This window comes from Brevundimonas sp. SH203 (genome assembly GCF_002157625.1).
GTDB lineage: Bacteria > Pseudomonadota > Alphaproteobacteria > Caulobacterales > Caulobacteraceae > Brevundimonas.
Genome location: NZ_BDMM01000005.1, coordinates 234,285 through 251,331 on the forward strand (window position 1 = coordinate 234,285; position 17,047 = coordinate 251,331).

Below are 17,047 nucleotides of genomic sequence, written 5' to 3' on the forward strand. Positions count from 1 at the left end.
CTAGACGGCGAAACCGGCGTCGGCGCGGCGAACCAGATTGATCACCGCGTCCGCCCCGGCCGAACTGGACTGCGCCATGGCCAGGGGCGTGCGCCCGCCGAGCAACTGATGCGGTCGGTTCAGGAACCGGACGATAGCGGCCGTGTCCCCGTGATAGGTCCGGCTGACGGCGTCGACCACGCGACTGACTTCGTACAGGCGCTCGCTCATCTCGCGCGACAGGGGTTTGCGACTGGTGCGCGCGCGACGCAGCGTCGCCTCGGGAATCAGCTTGCCCAGAACGGAAGGCATGCCGATCACCTGGCCCAGGGCCGCGGCCGAGGTGGGGTTCAGTCCCCGCGACACCTGATCGGCCAGGGTCACGTCGTCTAGCGCCTTATCCTCTTTCAGCCCCAGCAGCCGACCGATCCGCGCCGCGTCGCTGGCGGGCAGGGCCGCAGGCTGCGCGTAGAGATCGAGTGCGGTCATCGGAAAGCTCTTCCTTCGTCATTTGACGACAATATAGGCGTCATTTGGCGCCGACGCCAGAGCGAGAGCGGACCAAGGTAAAAGGGCCGGCGGATCGCTCCGCCGGCCCTTTCCTTAATCTCGGCGAACCACGACCTATTCGGCGGCGATCGGGGCCTCGGTTTCCGGGCCGCGGGCCAGGTTGCGCAGGACGTAGGGCATGACGCCGCCGGCCAGCAGATAGTCCAGCTCGGTCTGGTTATCGATGCGGCAACGCACGGGGAAGCGGGCCATCTTGCCGTCCGACGGGCGGAACAGCTCGACCCACAGGTCCTGACGCGGCTTCAGCTTGCCGACGTTGGCGTCCGACAGGCCGCGGATCGTGACGATCTCCTCGCCCGTCAGGCCCAGCTTCTGCCAGCCGTCCTGCTTGAACTGCAGCGGCACGACGCCCATTCCGACCAGGTTCGAACGGTGGATGCGCTCGAAGCTTTCGGCGATGACGGCGCGGACGCCCAGCAGGCGGGTGCCCTTGGCCGCCCAGTCGCGCGACGAGCCGGTGCCGTATTCCTTGCCGGCGAAGACGACCAGCGGACGGCCTTCCGACTGATACCGCATGGCGGCGTCGTAGATCGACATGGTGTCGCCCGACGGGAAGTGCTTGGTTACGCCGCCTTCGATTTCCGGCGTGATGCGGTTCTTGATGCGGATGTTGGCGAAGGTGCCGCGCATCATGACTTCGTGGTTGCCGCGACGGGCGCCGTAGCTGTTGAACTCGGCCGCCTCGACGCCGTGGTTGGTCAGATAGACGCCGGCGGGCGAAGTCTTCTTGATCGAACCGGCCGGGCTGATGTGGTCGGTGGTGATCGAGTCGCCGAAGATGGCCAGAACGCGGGCCTCGACCACGTCCTGAACCGGCGTCAGGTCCATCGACAGGCCGTCGAAATAGGGCGGGTTGGCGACATAGGTGGAGGCGTCGTCCCACTCGTAGGTCTGGCCGCCCGTGACCTTGATCGCCTGCCAGTGCTTGTCGCCCTTGAACACGTCCTTGTAGCGTTTGGCGAACATGGCGGGGGTGACGGACTTGCGCTGGATGTCGGCGATTTCCTGCGCGGTCGGCCAGACGTCCTTCAGGAAAACGTCATTGCCCTTCTTGTCCTGACCGATCGGGTCCTTGGTGATGTCGATCCGCATCGAACCGGCGATGGCGTAGGCCACGACCAGCGGCGGCGAGGCCAGATAGTTGGCCTGGACGTCCGGGTTCACCCGACCTTCGAAGTTGCGGTTGCCCGACAGGACCGAGGTGGCGACCAGGGCGTTGTCGTTGATCGCCTTGGAGATGGCCGGGTCCAGCGGGCCCGAGTTGCCGATGCAGGTGGTGCAGCCATAGCCGACCAGGTTGAAGCCCAGGGCGTCCAGGTCCTTCTGCAGGCCGGCGTCGGTCAGATAGTCGGTGACAACCTGCGAGCCGGGGGCCAGCGAGGTCTTGACCCACGGCTTGGCCTTCAGGCCCAGCGCATTGGCCTTGCGCGCCACCAGACCGGCGGCGATCAGCACCGACGGGTTGGAGGTGTTGGTGCAGGATGTGATGGCCGCGATGACCACGTCGCCGTCGCCGACCGAGAACTTCTCACCCTCGACGTCGGCGCGCGGGGCGTCGGACGGACGATTGAACACGTCGGTCAGGGCGGTTTCGAAGGCCGGGGCGGCGGTGGTCAGTTCGACGCGGTCCTGCGGACGCTTCGGACCGGCCAGCGACGGCACGACGGTCGAGATGTCCAGCTCCAGCACGTCGGAGAAGACCGGATCTTCCGAGGTCTCGTCGATCCACAGGCCTTGGGCCTTGGCGTAGGCTTCGACCAGGGCGACGCGCGCCTTGTCGCGGCCCGTGGCGGTCAGATAGCCGATGGTGGCGGCCGAGACGGGGAAGAAGCCGCAGGTGGCGCCGTATTCCGGGGCCATGTTGGCGATGGTCGCCTGGTCCTCGATGGTCATGTTCGGCAGGGCGTCGCCGAAGAATTCGACGAACTTGCCGACCACGCCCTTCTTGCGCAACATCTGGGTGACGGTCAGCACCAGGTCGGTCGCCGTCGTGCCTTCCGGCATCGATCCGGTCAGCTTGAAGCCGATGACCTCGGGGATCAGCATCGGGATCGGCTGACCCAGCATGGCGGCCTCGGCCTCGATGCCGCCGACGCCCCAGCCCAGGACGGCCAGGCCGTTGATCATGGTGGTGTGGCTGTCGGTGCCGACGACGGTGTCGGGATAGGCGACGGTCTTCTTGCCTTCTTCCAGCGTCCAGACGGTCTGGGCCAGGTTCTCCAGGTTCACCTGGTGGCAGATGCCGGTGCCGGGGGGCACGACGCGGAAGTTGTTGAAGGCCGACGACCCCCAGCGCAGGAAGTTGTAGCGTTCGATGTTGCGCTCGTACTCGCGCTCGACGTTCTGACCGAAGGCCTTGGCCGTGCCGAAGTTGTCGACCATGACCGAGTGGTCGATGACCAGATCGACCGGCACCAGAGGGTTGATCTTGGCGGCGTCGGCGCCCAGGGCGGACATGGCGTCGCGCATGGCGGCCAGGTCGACCACGGCGGGCACGCCGGTGAAGTCCTGCATCAGCACGCGGGCCGGACGGAAGGCGATCTCGTGCTCGACCGAGCCCTTGTTCTCGACCCAGGCGGCGACGGCCTTCAGGTCGTCCTCGGTGACGGAAACCCCGTCCTCGTTACGCAGCAGGTTCTCCAGCAGCACCTTCATCGAGCGCGGCAGGCGGGAAATCCCGGTCAGACCGGCTTCCTCGGCGGCGGGAAGGCTGTAATAGGCGTATTTCTTACGCCCGACGGAAAGGTCCTGGCGGGTCTTGAAGCTGTCGATCGACGGCATGGAGAGTTCCTCTGGTCAGCGCCGCCCGACAATCCGGTTGCGCCTTCGCGCGACAGACGCAGCGGCTCACAGGGCCCCTGCGCGCGCGGCGAAAGCCTGCTGCGGCGACCGTGCCTATAGCCCCGCCTGAACCGACCGTCCATGTGTCCACACCCTCGACAAGGACATTGAGAAGGGTTCGCAGAAATCGCCCCCTGCCTCTCCCTCCCCGCTCCGGGGAGGGTGGCCGAGCGGAGCGAGGTCGGGTGGGGGCGACGCTGCGTCTCATCGCCGATCTGACCTGTTCCGGGACGTGCGTCCTTGCCGGGCCGCCCCCACCCGGTCGCTGCGCGACCGCCCTCCCCGGAGCGGGGAGGGAGACGCCGTCATGATCCACACCCTCGCCCTTTCCGGCCTGACCGTGTCGCGCGGCGAGCGGCGGCTGTTCGATGGTCTGGACCTGACGCTGCGCTCCGGCGAGATCCTGACCCTGACGGGCGCCAATGGAGCGGGCAAGACCAGCCTGCTGCGCGCCATCGCCGGCCTGCTGCGGCCCGACGCGGGAACGGTCGCCTTCCACGACGGCGACGGCAATCCGCTGGACCCCCGCGAGGCGCGCGGGCGAGAGACCCATTTCCTCGGCCATTTCGACGGGCTGAAGGGCGGACGCACGGCGCGCGAGGAGCTGGGGTTCCAGTGCGACTGGCTGGGCCACACCCAATATGGCGTCGATCACGCCGTTCAGGCCTTCGGCCTCGCCCCCCTGATGGACCTTGAGGTGCGTCGCCTGTCCGCCGGCCAGCGCCGTCGTCTGGCGATGGGGCGGCTGATCGGATCGCCGCGCGCTCTGTGGCTGCTGGACGAACCGATGGCGCCGCTGGACGCCCGCTGGCGCGCGGCCTTCGCCGAACAGATGCAGCGTCATCTGGACGCCGACGGCTTGATCGTCGCCGCCGTCCACGACCCCCTGCCCCTGCCCGCGCGCAGTCTGGACCTGGGAGGGCTGACATGAACCGTCCGCCGTCGCGGGATCAGGAGCCGCGTCCGCCCGGCCTGCGCGGCGCCACCCGCGTCCTGCTGGAGCGCGAGATGGATCTGGCCTGGGGCGGGGGCGGGGGGCCGCTTCTGGCCTGCGGCTTCTTCGCCTGTCTGACCGCCCTGCTGCCGCTGGCGGCGGGCGGCGATCCGCGCACCCTGGCCCCGGTGGCGGGCGGCGTCGCCTGGCTGGCGCTGGCGCTGGCGTCCCTCCTGTCGCTGGAGCGGCTGTTCGAGCGCGATCTGGAGGACGGCGCGATGGACCTGCTGGCGCTCGGCCATCTGGCGCTGGAGCAGGTGGTGCTGATCAAGGCCCTGGCCCAGTGGATCGCCATCGGCCTGCCCCTGGCCCTGACCGCCCCCGTCGCCGCCCTGGCGCTCGGCCTGCCCGCGTCGCTGACGCCGCTGGTCGCCCTGACCGCCGCCATCGGCGGGGCGGGCTTCGCCTTTACCGGGGCGCTGGGCGCGGCGCTGGCGCTGGGGGCCAGGCGCGGCGGCCTGCTGATCGCGGTCGTGGTCCTGCCCCTGTTCATCCCGCCCGTGGTCTTCGGCGCCGGCGCCCTGGAGCGCGCCGCATCTAGCCAGCCGGTCGGCCCGGCCCTGGCGTTGCTCGGCGCCTACGTCCTGTTCGCCGCCGTCGTCGCCCCCTTCGCCGGGGCCGCCGCCGTTCGCAACGCGCAAGGGTGAGCTTGCCCGCCGCCCCTTCGCCGCGTAAGCGCTGAACCGATGTTCGGCCTGTCCAATCCGCAGCGCTTCATGGCCTTCACCGGCCCGTTGACGCCCGTTCTGTGGGGGCTCGCCGCCGTGCTGCTGGGCGTCGGCGCCTGGCTCGGCTTCACCGTCCCGGCCGATTATCAGCAGGGCGACACGGTGCGGATCATGTTCGTCCATGTCCCCGCCGCCACCTGGGGCCTGGGGGCCTATGCGGCGCTGGGGGTCTCCAGCTTCTTCGCGCTCGTCTTCCGCCACGCCCTGGCCGACGCCGCCGCCCGCGCCGCCGCCCTGCCGGGCGCCGCCTTCACGGCGCTCGCCCTGATCACCGGCTCCCTGTGGGGCCAGCCGATGTGGGGAACCTGGTGGGTGTGGGACGCGCGCCTGACCAGCGTGCTGGTGCTGTTCCTCTTCTACCTCGGCTATATGGCGCTGAGGGCCTCCATCGACGACGAGCAGAAAGCCGGACGCGCCGCCGCCGTCCTGGGTCTGGTCGGTCTGATCAACCTGCCGATCGTGAAGTTCTCGGTCGACTGGTGGAACACCCTGCATCAGCCCGCCAGCTTCCTGACGCCCGGTTCGTCGGGCCTCGATCCGGTCTATCTGCCGCCCTTCCTGACCATGCTGGCGGCCTATGGGGTGCTGTTCCTGGCCCTGTGGCTGACGGCGATCCGCACCGAAATCCGCCGCCGCCGCGTCATGACCCTGCGCGCCCGTCTGGCTCAGGAGGCCTGAAGCCATGCTCGACCTCGACATGACCCCCTACGCCGCCTTCGTCTGGCCCGCCTGGGGGATCAGCGCCCTGGTCCTGACCGCCCTGACCGTCCGCGCCTTCGCCGTCGCCCGCAAATGGAAGCGCGAACTGGCCCGACTTGAGGCGGCCGACACTAAGACCGACGGCGCTCAAGCAGCGCGAAGCGCGGTAGCGCCAAAAGAAAACGGGCTTCGCCCGTGAACCGCTGGCTGGCCCTTCTGCCTCTGGCGGTCCTGGCGGCGCTGGCGGCCCTGTTCATCGGCTGGTCGCTGAAGCGCGACCCGGCCTTCAAGCCCGACGCCCTGGTCGGCCAGCCCATCCCCGAGACCGTCCTGCCCCTGCTGTCGGGCGACCAGGCGGGGCCGGGACATCTGGACCTGAAGACGGCCGGGGTCGGTCGGCCCATGCTGATCAACGTCTTCGCCTCCTGGTGCGCGCCGTGCCGGATCGAACATCCCAAACTGCTGGCGCTCAAGGCGCGCGGCGTCGCCGTCGTCGGAGTCGCCTACAAGGACGAGCCGGTCGCCACCCGCGCCTTCCTGGACGAGATGGGCGATCCCTATTCCATGGTGCTGGTGGACCGCGAGGGCCGGGCGGGCCTGGACCTGGGCATTTCCGGCGTGCCCGAGACCTTCGCCGTCGACGCCATGGGCCGGATCACCGCCAAACAGTCGGGTCCGCTGCTGAACGACGCCGACATCGACCGGCTGGTGGCCTCCATGCAGGCCCCGCCGCGACCTCTGCCGACCGCCAAACCGTAAAGCCGCTCAAGGCGCGTTAACCCTTTTTCGAGGGATTGCGTTAACCATGCCGGCATGAGCGCGATTCGCCCCGGCCTGCCGTTGAACACGCCCGCCCAGGGCCTCGATCTGCCCAGCGCGCGCAACGCCCAGGCGGCCTTCTTCCGCGCCGCCCTTAACCAGACACCTGCGCCTCAGTCCGCCCCCGCTCCGGCGCCGGCCGCAGCCGTCATGTCCGCGATCCGCACCGCCACGCCCGCCCGGCCGGTCCAGGCGCCCGCCGCCCCGCCCGCGCGCGAGGAGCCGAGAATCCTGCGCCCCGGCTCCTACCTCGACATCCGCGTCTGATCAGTTCCAGCCCCGGCTGGCGATATATTGCTGCAGCATCTCGATCCGCGTCGCGTCCGATGGGTGGGTCGAGGCGAACTGCGGCGTCTGGGTCTGACGCTGCGCCGCCATCAGCCGCCACAGGGCCACGGCCTGCGACGGCCTGAACCCGGCGGCCTGCATATAGTCGACGCCCAGCCGATCCGCCTCCAGCTCGTCCCGACGCGAATAGGGCAGCAGCAGGCCATACTGCGCCGCCAGCCCGCCATAGGCGTTCACCGCGTCGCCATAGCGCCCGGCCGCGCCCCCGACCGCCGCCAGTCCGATGCTGGTCGCCGTCTGGCTGGACGCCCGCTCGGCGGCGTGGTTGGCGACGACGTGGCCGATCTCGTGCCCGATCACGCTGGCCAACTGGTCGTCGTTCTGAACCAGGGCCAGAAGGCTGGTCGTCACCCCGATCTGGCCGGACGGCAGGACGAAGGCGTTGGGGCTGGCCTCGGTGAAGACCGCATAGTCCCAGGTCCGGTTCCCCAGACCCGCCGCCTGCACCAGCCGGTCGCCGACGCGCCGGATGCGGTCGACCTGGGCGCCGGTGGTCTTCACGCCCGGCCTGGCGATGGCCTCGCGCCACGCCGCCGCCGACTGCTGCGACAGGGCCGCATTGTCCACCAGCAGAAACTGATTGCGCCCCAGCGCCTCGTTATAGGCGCAGGCCGACAGGGCCGACGCCGCCACGGCGACGGTCAGGACGAAAGCATGACGACGGGACAGGATCACGAGACGACCTCTTGGCAAATTGGCGCAACAGCCAAGCAAATCCCGTCCCCTCGGTCCAGGTTCCGATTTCACCCCACCGGCGTCGCGCCCAGCAGGATGCGGCAGGCGTCGGCTTCGGCGGTCAGGGCGGCGCGCTTCGCCTCGCCGAAGCCGTCCAGGGTCTTGTAAGGCATGGCCAGGCGAGGGTTGTCGCGCAGGCGGCGGCGATTGCGCTCAAGGAAACCCCAGTACAGCCGGTTGAACGGGCAGGCGGCGTCGCCGCTCTTGCTCTTCACATCATAGCGGCAGGCCCCGCAGTAGTCGCTCATCCGGTCGATATAGGCCCCCGAGGCCGCATAGGGTTTGGACCCCACGATCCCCCCGTCGGCGAACAGGGCCATGCCGCGCGTATTGGGCATCTCCACCCATTCGTAGGCGTCGGCGTAAACGCACAGATACCAGTCGTCGACCTGATCGGGATGCACGCCCAGCAGCAGGGCCAGATTGCCCGTCACCATCAGCCGCTGGATATGGTGGGCGTAGGCGTTGTCGCGCGTCGTCTTCACCACGTCGGCGACGCAGGCCATGTCCGTCTCGCCCGACCAGTAGAACCAGGGCAGGGCCCGGTCGGCGTCCAGAAAATTTCGCGCCCGATACTCCGGCGCCTTCAGCCAGTAGATTCCCCGGACGAACTCGCGCCAGCCCAGGATCTGTCGAATGAACCCCTCCACGGCGTTCAGCGGCGCCGCCCCAGCGCGATAGACGGCCTCCGCCCGGCGACAGACATCCAGCGGGTCCAGCAGGCCCAGATTGATCGCGGTCGAGATCAGCCCGTGCCACATCCACGGTCGGCCTTCCGCCATCGCATCCTGCCAGTCGCCGAAGCCGGGCAGGACGGTGGACAGAAAGTCGTCCAGAACCCTCTCCGCCTCCTCGGCCGTGGTCGGCCAGCCGAAGCCGTCCAGCGCGCCGAAATGGTCGGGAAACAGCCGCTCGACATCCTCCATCGCCTGGCGCGCGACCGCATTGGGCGCAATACGCAGCCGCGCGGGCGGCGTCATGTCCCTCGGCAGTTTCTTGCGGTTTTCCGCGTCATAGTTCCAGCGCCCGCCCTCCGGCTGGTCGCCGTCCATCAGAAGCCCGGTCGCCCGGCGCATCTCGCGATAGAAGAACTCCATCCTCAGCTGCGACTTGCCCGAGGCCCAGCGCCGGAAACGGTCGTGCGAGCAGATGAAACGGCGGTCGGGTCGGATTTCGACCGGCAGACCCGCCCCTTCGGCGAAGGCGGCCAAAAACTCGGCCAGCCGCCACTCGCCGCATTCGGTCATGACGACGGCGTCGAAATCCCCGGCCTCCAGCCCGCGGGCCAGTTCGCCGGCGATGGAGCCGGTGTTGTCAGGATCGTCGATCCGCACATAGCGCACCGTGGCGCCCCGCCCCCTCAGCCGTTCGGCGTGGTTGCGCATGGCGGCGAAGACCAGGGCGATCTTCTGCTTGTGGTGGCGCACATAGGTCGCCTCGTCGCGCACCTCGGCCATCAGTATGACGTCGGCGGCGGGGTCCAGCCCATCCAGCGCGCTCAAATCGTCCGACAGCTGGTCGCCCAGCACCAGCCTCAGAACCGCCAATCCCGCCTCCGTCGTCATGCGTCGGGGCCTGAACGCAAAAACGGGCCTGACCGACCGGCCAGACCCGTTTTTATTTGCATCCCGACATGGAGCGGGCGAGGCGATTCGAACGCCCGACCCCAACCTTGGCAAGGTTGTGCTCTACCCCTGAGCTACGCCCGCAATCCGTAAGGCGCTACGTGTGCGCCCCGTCGAGGAGGGGGCGTATAGCGGAGGGTTGAACGATCCTGCAAGCTCTTTTTTCGACTATCTCGCTTCGCGCGACTTGAGCCGGATTGGACCCTGGACCGCCGCCTCTGGAACGCTCCGCCGCTCGCCGCCCGAGCGCCTTCGCGCTCAAGCAGCGAGCCGCCGGGCGGCGAGCGATAGCGCCCTCAAAAAGTCAGCGCGGCGCCAGTCGGATCGCGCCGTCCAGGCGGATGCACTCGCCGTTGATATAGACGTTGCGCGCCAGCTCCAGCACCAGCGACGCATAGTCGGCCGGCGTGCCCAGACGGCTGGGGAAGGGGATGGCGGCGGCCAGGGCGTCCTGGATCTTCTGGTCCATGCCGGCCATCATCGGCGTCCACATGATGCCGGGCAGGATGGTGTTGCAGCGCACGCCTTCCTGGGCCAGATCGCGCGCGACCGGCAGGGTCATGGCGTAAACCCCGCCCTTGGACGCCGAATAGGCCGCCTGGCCGATCTGGCCGTCCTGGGCCGCCACCGAGGCGGTGTTGACGATCAGGCCGCGCTCGCCGTCCGCCATCGGCTCCAGCGTCACCATGCCCGCCGCCGATTGCGACAGGACGCGGAAGGTGCCGAACAGATTGACCCGCACCGTGCGTTCGAACTGGGCCATGTCGTGGGCCTTGATCTCGCCGGTGTCCTTCTTGCGCGAGACGGTCTTCATGCCGGTGGCGATGCCGGCGCAGTTGACGGTCAGACGCTCCTGGCCGTGGGCCGCGCGGGCCTTTTCGAAGGCTGAGGCGACCGAGGCGTCGTCGGTCACGTCCACCTGGCAGAAGACGCCGCCGATCTCGGCCGCGACGGCCTCGCCCTTTTCGGCGTTCAGGTCGAACAGGGCGACCTTGGCGCCGGTGGCGGCGATGGCGCGGGCCGTGCCCTCGCCAAGGCCCGAGGCGCCGCCCGTGACCACCGCGGCGATGCTGCTGTCGAGTTTCATCCTGATCGTTCCTATATTGCGTTGAACCTGAGTTTCGTTTGAGGATTTAGCGGCCATGACCGCCAAAGCCAAACCCGCCGATCCGTCCGACGCCCTGGACCCGAAGAAGGCGCTGGTCCCGTCCGTGGTCAAGGTCAACGAGGTGCGCGTGACCCGGGGCTTCTGGCCCAAGATTCGGCGCACGGCCGCCCGCATCCCCTTCGCGGACCAGGCGCTGGCGGCCTGGTATTCGGCGCGCGATCCCGAGACGCCGCTGGCGGCCAAGGGGATGATCTTCGCGGGCCTGGCCTATTTCGTCATGCCCATCGACGCCATTCCCGACATCTTCGCCGGCATCGGCTACACCGACGACGCGGCAGTCATCGCCGCCCTGCTGGCCACGTTGGGCGCCAACATCAAACGCCGCCACCGCGACCAGGCCGAAGAGGCGCTGGAGCGGTTGAAGACGAAATAGGTCTCACTCTTTCTCGCGAGAGAAAAGGGTCAAGAAGCTCTAGATCGGACCAGGTCAAATCCTGCGTATCGCTTTCAGTCGATTTCGTTGCGGCCGCCCGAAAATCCAAGACAATTTTTGGTTGGCGAAAATTTCGCCTTGACGTTGCCCTATCAGGTTGGAACAATAAGTGAACATAAGCGTCTATGATTTTCAGACGCAGGCCAAAATTTAATTTCTGGAGGAAGATATGGCGTCATATTATGTAAACAATCGCTCTCAAACCAATGGCGACCATGAGGTTCACAAACAAGATTGCTCGTACTTACCTTCCGATCGAACATATCTCGGAGAACATTTCGGATGTAGTTCTGCTGTTTCAGCAGCACGGTTACATTTCAACAAAGTCAATGGCTGTTATTGGTGCAGCAACCCGTGCCACACGAGTTGATTGAGCCGATTTTTATCATGCTTCTTCGACCACAACTGTAGCTCCATTTATATCGTCACCACGACCTTACCCATGGCCTGACGGTCGCCCAGGGCCTGGATCGCCTCGCCGGCCTTTTCCAGCGGGAAGGTCTTGGACACGCGCGGCTTGATCTTGCCGTCGGCGTACATCTGCATCAGTTCGGCCATGTTGGCGGCGTGGGCCTTGGGATCGCGCATCACCGCCGCGCCCCAGAAGACGCCGATCACCGACACCGACTTCAACAGGGTCAGGTTCAGCGGCAGGGACGGGATACCCGCCGGGAAGCCGACCACCAGATAGCGACCGTTCCAGTCCATGGCCCGCAGCGCCGGATCGGCGTAGTCGCCGCCCACCGCATCATAGACCACGTCCGCCCCGTCGCGGCCCGTCGCCAGCTTGAACTCGCCCGACAGTTCCTTTTGCGCGGCCTTGTCCATCGGGCCGGACGGATAGATCAGGCCGTTGTCGGCCCCCATTTCCAGGGCGAACTGCACCTTGTCGTTGGTCGAGGCGGCGGCGACCACGCGCGCGCCCATGGCCTTGCCCAGCTCCACGGCGGCGGCGCCCACGCCCCCGGCGGCGCCCAGAACCAGCAGCGTCTCTCCGGCCTTCAGCTGCGCCCGGTCCTTCAGCGCGTAATAGCTGGTGCCATAGGTCATCACCAGGGCCGCCGCCTCCTCGAAGCTCATGGCGTCGGGGATGGGGATGACCGTCTCGGCCCGCACCGCCAGCCGTTCGACCAGGCCGCCCCAGCCGGGCACGGCGATGACGCGGTCGCCCTTGCGCACGCCCTTGACGCCCTCGCCCACCGCCTCGACCACGCCCGCGACCTCGGCGCCGGGCGAGAAGGGGCGTTCCGGCCGGAACTGATACTTGTCCTCGATGATCAATGTGTCGGGATAGTTGATCCCCACCGCCTTGACCTCGATGACGACCTCGCCCGCCTTGGGCGTGGGATCGAGGACATCCTCCACCACCAGGGTTTCGGGACCGCCGGCGGTCTTGGACAGAACAGCGCGCATCAAGATTTCCTTTCTTGGCCTACCGCGCTTCGCGCTACTTGAGGCCCGTTTCCCTTCGACCGACATGGCGCGGCCTTCATCGTGACGCTAAAGAGCGCCACGCCCGTTTGAAAGAGGCGACCGAAACAAGGTTCAGGACAATCCCATGACCGCCCTCATCCTCCACGGCGGCGCCGGCGCCCGGCGCGAACGCAACTACGACGCCGAGGTCGTGCATATGCGTGAAGTGGTCGAGGCCATGAAGGCGCGGCTGGACGCGGGCGACAGCGCCCTGGACGTGGCTGCGGCCGCCGTCGTCATGCTGGAAGATTCGGGCCTCTATGTCGCCGGCAAGGGCGCCTCGCCCAATCTGGCCGGCGCCTATGAGCTGGACGCCAGCATCATGGACGGATCGACCCGCCGCGCCGGCGCCGTCGCCGCCCTGCAGGGGTTCCGCAACCCCGTCGTCGCCGCCCGCGCGGTGATGGAGCGCACGCCCCACGTCATGCTGGCGGGCGAGGGCGCGGCCCTGTTCGCCCACGACCAGGGGCTGGAGCCGATCGTCGACGAGGCGGCCTGGTTCACCGGCGCCGGCAAGGGCGAGGACAACCATCCGCCCGGCGCCCTCAGCCACGGCACCGTCGGCTGCTGTGTGCTGGACAGCCAGGGCCGCCTCGCCGCCGCCACCTCGACCGCCGGGGTGTTTGGCAAGATGCCGGGCCGGGTCGGCGACACCCCCATCCCCGCCGCCGGAACCTGGGCCGACGACAAGGCCGCCGCCTCCTGCACCGGCCAGGGGGAATATTTCATCCGCGTCGCCGCCGCCGCCCAGGCCGCCTGGCGCGTGGCCGCCGGCCAGACCCTGGCCGACGCGACCCAGGCCGTGATCGACCAGATCGGACAGCTCGACGGCCAGGGCCGGGGCGGCGACGGCGGCATGATCGCCCTGGACGCCGCCGGAAATATCGCCGCCCCCTTCAACAGCCAGGGCATGAAACACGCCTGGCTGACCACCGCCGGCGAGATCGGCGTGCGCGTCTTCCCCAGCGAGTGAAACACACGCAAGGATTGACGAGTTCGTCTCGATGGGCGAACCCAGGCTATGGCGATCCGTGAACATCCGAAGATCGGCACGATCCTGATGTGCGACTTCGACAGCGGCTTTACACCGCCAGAAATGGTCAAGCGCCGCCCGGTCGTCGTCGTCAGCCCAAAGATCGTCGCCAGACCGGGCCTTTGCACGGTCGTTCCCCTATCGACTACGGCGCCCGACCCGGTGATGCAGTTTCACTGCCAGATCGATCTGCCCGATCTGCTTCCGGACTGGCTCGATAAAAAGGGCGTATGGGTCAAGGCAGACATGATGGTCGCCGTGGCCTTATCGCGACTTGACTTCATCCGACTGGCGAAAAGCCGGCAAGGCAAACGCGAATACTGTTTCTCGACCATAACCAGCGATAATCTAAGAACAATACGGGGCTGCATTCTCGCAGGCCTGGGCTTGGCCCACTTGACAAAAAGCCTGTAACTCAATAGATCAGCGACCGTTAGCGGCTCTGGCGTCAGCAATCCGCGTCTGAGACCTCGCAAGAGGCCGTCGTGCATTCTGGGGCGAATGCAAGCTCTTTGCACGGCGTAGAAAGCCTCGCTCCGGCGAGGCTTTTTCCTTTTCGCCGCCAAGGCGCGCTTCATTACATCTCGGTAAGGTGCAAGACGCACGATCGCTGTTAGGGTCCGGGCGCCCGGCGTTCCGGGCTTCGGAGCCCCCCATGACATTCCGCCTGACCGCCACGCTCAAAGTCGGGGCCGCCGCCTCGGCCCTCCTTCTCGGCCTCGCCGCCCCCGCCTTCGCCGACAGCGCGCCCGCCCCTGCGCCTGCCCCTGCGGCGGTCCAGGCGCCGCAGGGCGTGACCGTGCCCCCGCTGGGCTTCACCCGGCGCGTCCTGCCCAATGGGCTTGAGGTCTATACGGCGCGCGACACGGCCGCCTCGAACGTGACGGTCCAGGTCTGGTACAAGGTCGGTTCCAAGGACGATCCGGCTGGCCGTTCGGGCTTCGCCCACCTGTTCGAACACCTGATGTTCAAGTCCACCAAAAACCTGCCGCCCGAGACCTTCGACCGGCTGACCGAGGACGTGGGCGGCTCCAACAACGCCTTCACCGCCGACGACACCACCGCCTATTTCGAGACCGTGCCCGCCAACCATCTGGAGCGGATGCTGTTCGCCGAGGCCGACCGCATGGGGTCGCTGGTCGTGGACGAGCCGACCTTCGTCGCCGAACGCGACGTGGTGAAGGAGGAATATCGTCAGCGCATCCTGGCCAATCCCTATGGACGCCTGTTCGGCCTGTTCGTGCCGGAAACCATCTATCAGGACAGCCCCTATCGCCGCCCGGGCATCGGCTCGATCGAGGAGCTTGAGGCCTCGTCGCTGGACGACGTGCGCCGCTTCCACGCCACCTACTATCGGCCCGACAACGCCTATCTGATCGTGGCCGGCAATTTCGACCAGGCCCAGTTGGACCGCTGGATCGACCAGTATTTCACCCCGCTGAAGAACCCGACCACGCCCATCCCGGCCAACCATGTGGTCGAGCCCGAGCCGACGGCGCCCCGCAACGTCACCTATTATGCGCCGAACGTGCCGCTGCCGGCCGCGGTCATCGCCTGGCCCACGGTCAAATACGCCGACCCCGACCGCGCCGCCCTGACGGTTCTGGACGGCGTGCTGTCGACCGGCGAGTCCAGCCGCCTTTATCGCTCGCTGGTCTATGACAAGCAGATCGCGGCCCAGATCGGCTCCACCCCCGACTTCGCCCAGCAGGCCGGCAATCTGTCGGCCCTGGCCATCATGGCCCAGGGTCACACGGCCGAAGAGGGCGTCGCCGCCCTGAACGAAGAGATCGCCAAACTGCGCGACGCCCCGATCACCGCCGAGGAGCTGGCCGAGGCCAAGAACGAGCTGGTCGCCAACGCCCTGCGCGGCCGCGAGACGGTGGACGACCGCGCCACCGCCCTGGGCTATTCGCTGATCAACACCGGATCGGCCGCCGCCGCCGACCAGGAGGTGGCCCAGATCCAGGCCGTCACCATCGCCGACGTCCAGCGCGTCGCGCGCAAATATCTGACGCCCCAGCGCCAGTCGACGATCACCTATCTGGCCGCCGACGACAAGAATCCGGCCTCGGTGCAGAAGATGAACGTCGATGCGCCGGTCAAGGTCGCGGACCTGGCCCCCGCCGGCGCCCCCGCCGTCCTGCTGCCCGAGGCCGAGCGCGTGCGCCTGCCCCAGCCGGGGCCGGAGGTCGCCCCCGTAACCCCGGCCGTCGCCGACTTCCGCCTCGACAACGGCCTGCGCGTCCTGGTCGCCCCGACCAACGGCCTGCCGCTGGTCTCGGCCCGCCTCAGCTTCAAGGCCGGCTCGTCCGACGATCCGGCGGGCAAGGCCGGGGTCGCCGCCCTGACCGCCTCCCTGCTGACCCAGGGCACCACAACGAAGACGGCGCCCGAAATCGCCACCCAGATCGAACAGCTGGGCGCGTCGGTCGGCGCCTCGGCGGGCGTGGACTTCTCCAACGTCTATGCCAACGCCCCGGCCAACGCCTTCCCCGCGACCGTCGCCCTGATGGCCGATCTGGTGAAGAACCCCGCCTTCGCCGGCGAGGAGCTGGAGCGTCAGCAGGCCCAGACGCTGGACGGCCTGCGCGTCGCCCTCAGCCAGCCGGCCGCCATCGCCGGCATGACCGTGGGCCGCGTCATCTATGGCGACGCCCCCTATGGCGCGCCGGGATCGGGCACGCCCCAGACCGTGCCGGCCATCACCCCGGCCGATGTCGCCGCCTTCCATGCCGCCCGCTATCGGCCGTCGGACGCGACCCTGGTCTTCTCTGGCGACATCACCCCCGCCGCCGCCCGCGCCCTGGCGCAGCAGGCGTTCGGCGACTGGCGTCCGACGGGCGCCGCCCCGACGGACGCCGCCGATCCGGCCGGTCAGACCCTGGCCCCGCGCATCGTCGTGGTGAACCAGCCCGGCGCGGGTCAGGCCGCCGTGGTCGCCGCCCTGCGCGGCGTGTCGCGCACGGACGCGGACTTCTTCCCCCTGACCCTGGGCAACAGCCTGCTCGGCGGCGGCTTCTCGTCGCGGCTGAACCAGGAAATCCGCATCAAGCGCGGTCTGTCCTACGGCGCCTCGTCGTCACTGGGCGCGCGGGCCGATGCGGGCGTCTTCACCGCCTCGACCCAGACCAAGAACGAGACCGCCGACGAGGTCGCCGACCTGATCCTGGCCGAGATCGCCAAACTGGGAACCGAGACCCCGACGGCCGCCGACCTGGCCCCACGCCGCGCCACCCTGATCGGCGGCTTCGGCCGCTCTCTGGAGACGGTGGACGGTCTGGGGACGCTGGTCGCCAACCTGGCGCTCTATGATTTGCCGATGAGCGATCTCGCCGACTACGCCGGCCGGGTCCGCGCCGTCACTCCCGACCAGGTCCAGGCCGCCTTCGCCCAACACCTGCCGGCCAATCGCGCCAGCCTGGTGATCGTCGGCGACGGCTCCAAATTCCTGGACGCCCTGCGGGCCAAACACCCGAACCTCGAAGTCATCGAGGCCGGCGCCCTGAACCTGAACACCGGCGCGCTGAAGTAATGGCGCAAACAGATCTCCCTCCCCCTGCGGGGGAGGGGGGTCGCGCAGCGTACCACCAGCAGGTCCG

16 protein-coding genes and 1 tRNA gene are annotated in these 17,047 nt (G+C 68.2%); 10 read left to right on the forward strand and 7 right to left on the reverse strand.

Going from position 1 to position 17,047, the window contains the following annotated elements:
* The gene (locus tag SH203_RS12320; protein ID WP_087121232.1) at window positions 1–468 is read right to left on the reverse strand and encodes an antitoxin Xre/MbcA/ParS toxin-binding domain-containing protein; all 468 of its coding nucleotides are present in this window, start codon (window positions 466–468) and stop codon (window positions 1–3) included.
* Window positions 469–603: 135 nt separating this feature from the next.
* Window positions 604–3,330, reverse strand: coding sequence for an aconitate hydratase AcnA (gene acnA / locus SH203_RS12325; RefSeq protein WP_087121233.1), 2,727 nt, complete (start codon window positions 3,328–3,330; stop codon window positions 604–606).
* A 367-nt stretch (window positions 3,331–3,697) separates the two neighbouring features.
* On the opposite strand from acnA, the gene ccmA reads away from it, so the two are divergent.
* Genes ccmA through SH203_RS12355 form a run of 6 tightly spaced genes read left to right on the forward strand, consistent with a single transcriptional unit; the run spans window position 3,698 to window position 6,897 of the window.
* Window positions 3,698–4,321 (forward strand): heme ABC exporter ATP-binding protein CcmA, encoded by a 624-nt coding sequence (gene ccmA, locus SH203_RS12330; RefSeq protein ID WP_087121234.1) that lies wholly within the window; start codon window positions 3,698–3,700, stop codon window positions 4,319–4,321.
* Window positions 4,318–5,031 (forward strand): heme exporter protein CcmB, encoded by a 714-nt coding sequence (gene ccmB / locus SH203_RS12335; RefSeq protein WP_087121235.1) that lies wholly within the window; start codon window positions 4,318–4,320, stop codon window positions 5,029–5,031. Before ccmA ends, ccmB begins: the two co-directional genes overlap by 4 nt.
* Before the next feature lie 39 nt (window positions 5,032–5,070).
* Window positions 5,071–5,790 (forward strand): heme ABC transporter permease, encoded by a 720-nt coding sequence (locus SH203_RS12340; RefSeq protein ID WP_087121236.1) that lies wholly within the window; start codon window positions 5,071–5,073, stop codon window positions 5,788–5,790.
* A 4-nt stretch (window positions 5,791–5,794) separates the two neighbouring features.
* Entirely contained in the window at window positions 5,795–6,010 is a 216-nt protein-coding gene (gene ccmD / locus SH203_RS12345; protein WP_087121237.1) for a heme exporter protein CcmD, read from the forward strand.
* On the forward strand, window positions 6,007–6,570 hold the full coding sequence (locus SH203_RS12350; RefSeq protein WP_087121238.1) for a DsbE family thiol:disulfide interchange protein: 564 nt from the start codon (window positions 6,007–6,009) through the stop codon (window positions 6,568–6,570). The genes ccmD and SH203_RS12350 overlap by 4 nt, the downstream gene beginning before the upstream one ends.
* A gap of 54 nt (window positions 6,571–6,624) precedes the next feature.
* Window positions 6,625–6,897, forward strand: coding sequence for a hypothetical protein (locus tag SH203_RS12355; protein WP_087121239.1), 273 nt, complete (start codon window positions 6,625–6,627; stop codon window positions 6,895–6,897).
* On the opposite strand, the gene SH203_RS12360 is transcribed toward SH203_RS12355, so the two are convergent.
* The 4 genes from SH203_RS12360 to SH203_RS12375 all read right to left on the reverse strand — a co-directional run bounded on the left by SH203_RS12360 (window position 6,898) and on the right by SH203_RS12375 (window position 10,425).
* Window positions 6,898–7,653, reverse strand: a complete 756-nt coding sequence (locus SH203_RS12360; RefSeq protein WP_087121240.1) for a M48 family metallopeptidase — start codon at window positions 7,651–7,653, stop codon at window positions 6,898–6,900. It abuts the gene before it with no gap.
* Window positions 7,654–7,721: 68 nt separating this feature from the next.
* Window positions 7,722–9,278, reverse strand: a complete 1,557-nt coding sequence (locus SH203_RS12365; RefSeq protein ID WP_087121241.1) for a cryptochrome/photolyase family protein — start codon at window positions 9,276–9,278, stop codon at window positions 7,722–7,724.
* A 69-nt stretch (window positions 9,279–9,347) separates the two neighbouring features.
* Window positions 9,348–9,422: transfer RNA gene (locus SH203_RS12370), tRNA-Gly, on the reverse strand.
* A 220-nt stretch (window positions 9,423–9,642) separates the two neighbouring features.
* Complete coding sequence (locus SH203_RS12375; RefSeq protein WP_087121242.1) at window positions 9,643–10,425, reverse strand: SDR family NAD(P)-dependent oxidoreductase; 783 nt, start codon at window positions 10,423–10,425, stop codon at window positions 9,643–9,645.
* 55 nt (window positions 10,426–10,480) lie between these two features.
* Between SH203_RS12375 and SH203_RS12380 the strand changes: the two genes are divergently transcribed.
* Window positions 10,481–10,879, forward strand: a complete 399-nt coding sequence (locus SH203_RS12380) for a YkvA family protein (protein WP_087121243.1) — start codon at window positions 10,481–10,483, stop codon at window positions 10,877–10,879.
* A 477-nt stretch (window positions 10,880–11,356) separates the two neighbouring features.
* On the opposite strand, the gene SH203_RS12390 is transcribed toward SH203_RS12380, so the two are convergent.
* Window positions 11,357–12,352 carry an NADPH:quinone oxidoreductase family protein gene (locus tag SH203_RS12390; protein ID WP_087121245.1) on the reverse strand — a complete coding sequence of 332 codons (996 nt, stop codon included), beginning with the start codon at window positions 12,350–12,352 and terminating at the stop codon, window positions 11,357–11,359.
* 145 nt (window positions 12,353–12,497) lie between these two features.
* Here SH203_RS12390 and SH203_RS12395 point away from each other — a divergent pair, with 145 nt between their 5' ends.
* The 3 genes from SH203_RS12395 to SH203_RS15920 all read left to right on the forward strand — a co-directional run bounded on the left by SH203_RS12395 (window position 12,498) and on the right by SH203_RS15920 (window position 16,980).
* Window positions 12,498–13,385 (forward strand): isoaspartyl peptidase/L-asparaginase family protein, encoded by an 888-nt coding sequence (locus SH203_RS12395; RefSeq protein ID WP_087121246.1) that lies wholly within the window; start codon window positions 12,498–12,500, stop codon window positions 13,383–13,385.
* Window positions 13,386–13,433: 48 nt separating this feature from the next.
* On the forward strand, window positions 13,434–13,859 hold the full coding sequence (locus tag SH203_RS12400) for a type II toxin-antitoxin system PemK/MazF family toxin (protein ID WP_087121247.1): 426 nt from the start codon (window positions 13,434–13,436) through the stop codon (window positions 13,857–13,859).
* Between the two features lie 241 nt (window positions 13,860–14,100).
* Window positions 14,101–16,980, forward strand: coding sequence for a pitrilysin family protein (locus SH203_RS15920; RefSeq protein ID WP_087121248.1), 2,880 nt, complete (start codon window positions 14,101–14,103; stop codon window positions 16,978–16,980).
* Window positions 16,981–17,047: the final 67 nt, after the last annotated feature.

Excerpts from the sequence above, each read along its gene's own strand:
- acnA (WP_087121233.1), bottom strand. The coding sequence starts at position 3,330 with ATGCCGTCGATCGACAGCTTCAAGACCCGCCAGGACCTTTCCGTCGGG.
- ccmD (WP_087121237.1), top strand. The coding sequence starts at position 5,795 with ATGCTCGACCTCGACATGACCCCCTACGCCGCCTTCGTCTGGCCCGCC.
- ccmB (WP_087121235.1), top strand. The coding sequence starts at position 4,318 with ATGAACCGTCCGCCGTCGCGGGATCAGGAGCCGCGTCCGCCCGGCCTG.
- SH203_RS12340 (WP_087121236.1), top strand. The coding sequence starts at position 5,071 with ATGTTCGGCCTGTCCAATCCGCAGCGCTTCATGGCCTTCACCGGCCCG.
- SH203_RS12390 (WP_087121245.1), bottom strand. The coding sequence starts at position 12,352 with ATGCGCGCTGTTCTGTCCAAGACCGCCGGCGGTCCCGAAACCCTGGTG.
- SH203_RS12320 (WP_087121232.1), bottom strand. The coding sequence starts at position 468 with ATGACCGCACTCGATCTCTACGCGCAGCCTGCGGCCCTGCCCGCCAGC.
- SH203_RS12365 (WP_087121241.1), bottom strand. The coding sequence starts at position 9,278 with ATGACGACGGAGGCGGGATTGGCGGTTCTGAGGCTGGTGCTGGGCGAC.
- SH203_RS12400 (WP_087121247.1), top strand. The coding sequence starts at position 13,434 with ATGGCGATCCGTGAACATCCGAAGATCGGCACGATCCTGATGTGCGAC.
- SH203_RS15920 (WP_087121248.1), top strand. The coding sequence starts at position 14,101 with ATGACATTCCGCCTGACCGCCACGCTCAAAGTCGGGGCCGCCGCCTCG.
- SH203_RS12380 (WP_087121243.1), top strand. The coding sequence starts at position 10,481 with ATGACCGCCAAAGCCAAACCCGCCGATCCGTCCGACGCCCTGGACCCG.
- SH203_RS12375 (WP_087121242.1), bottom strand. The coding sequence starts at position 10,425 with ATGAAACTCGACAGCAGCATCGCCGCGGTGGTCACGGGCGGCGCCTCG.
- SH203_RS12355 (WP_087121239.1), top strand. The coding sequence starts at position 6,625 with ATGAGCGCGATTCGCCCCGGCCTGCCGTTGAACACGCCCGCCCAGGGC.
- SH203_RS12395 (WP_087121246.1), top strand. The coding sequence starts at position 12,498 with ATGACCGCCCTCATCCTCCACGGCGGCGCCGGCGCCCGGCGCGAACGC.
- ccmA (WP_087121234.1), top strand. The coding sequence starts at position 3,698 with ATGATCCACACCCTCGCCCTTTCCGGCCTGACCGTGTCGCGCGGCGAG.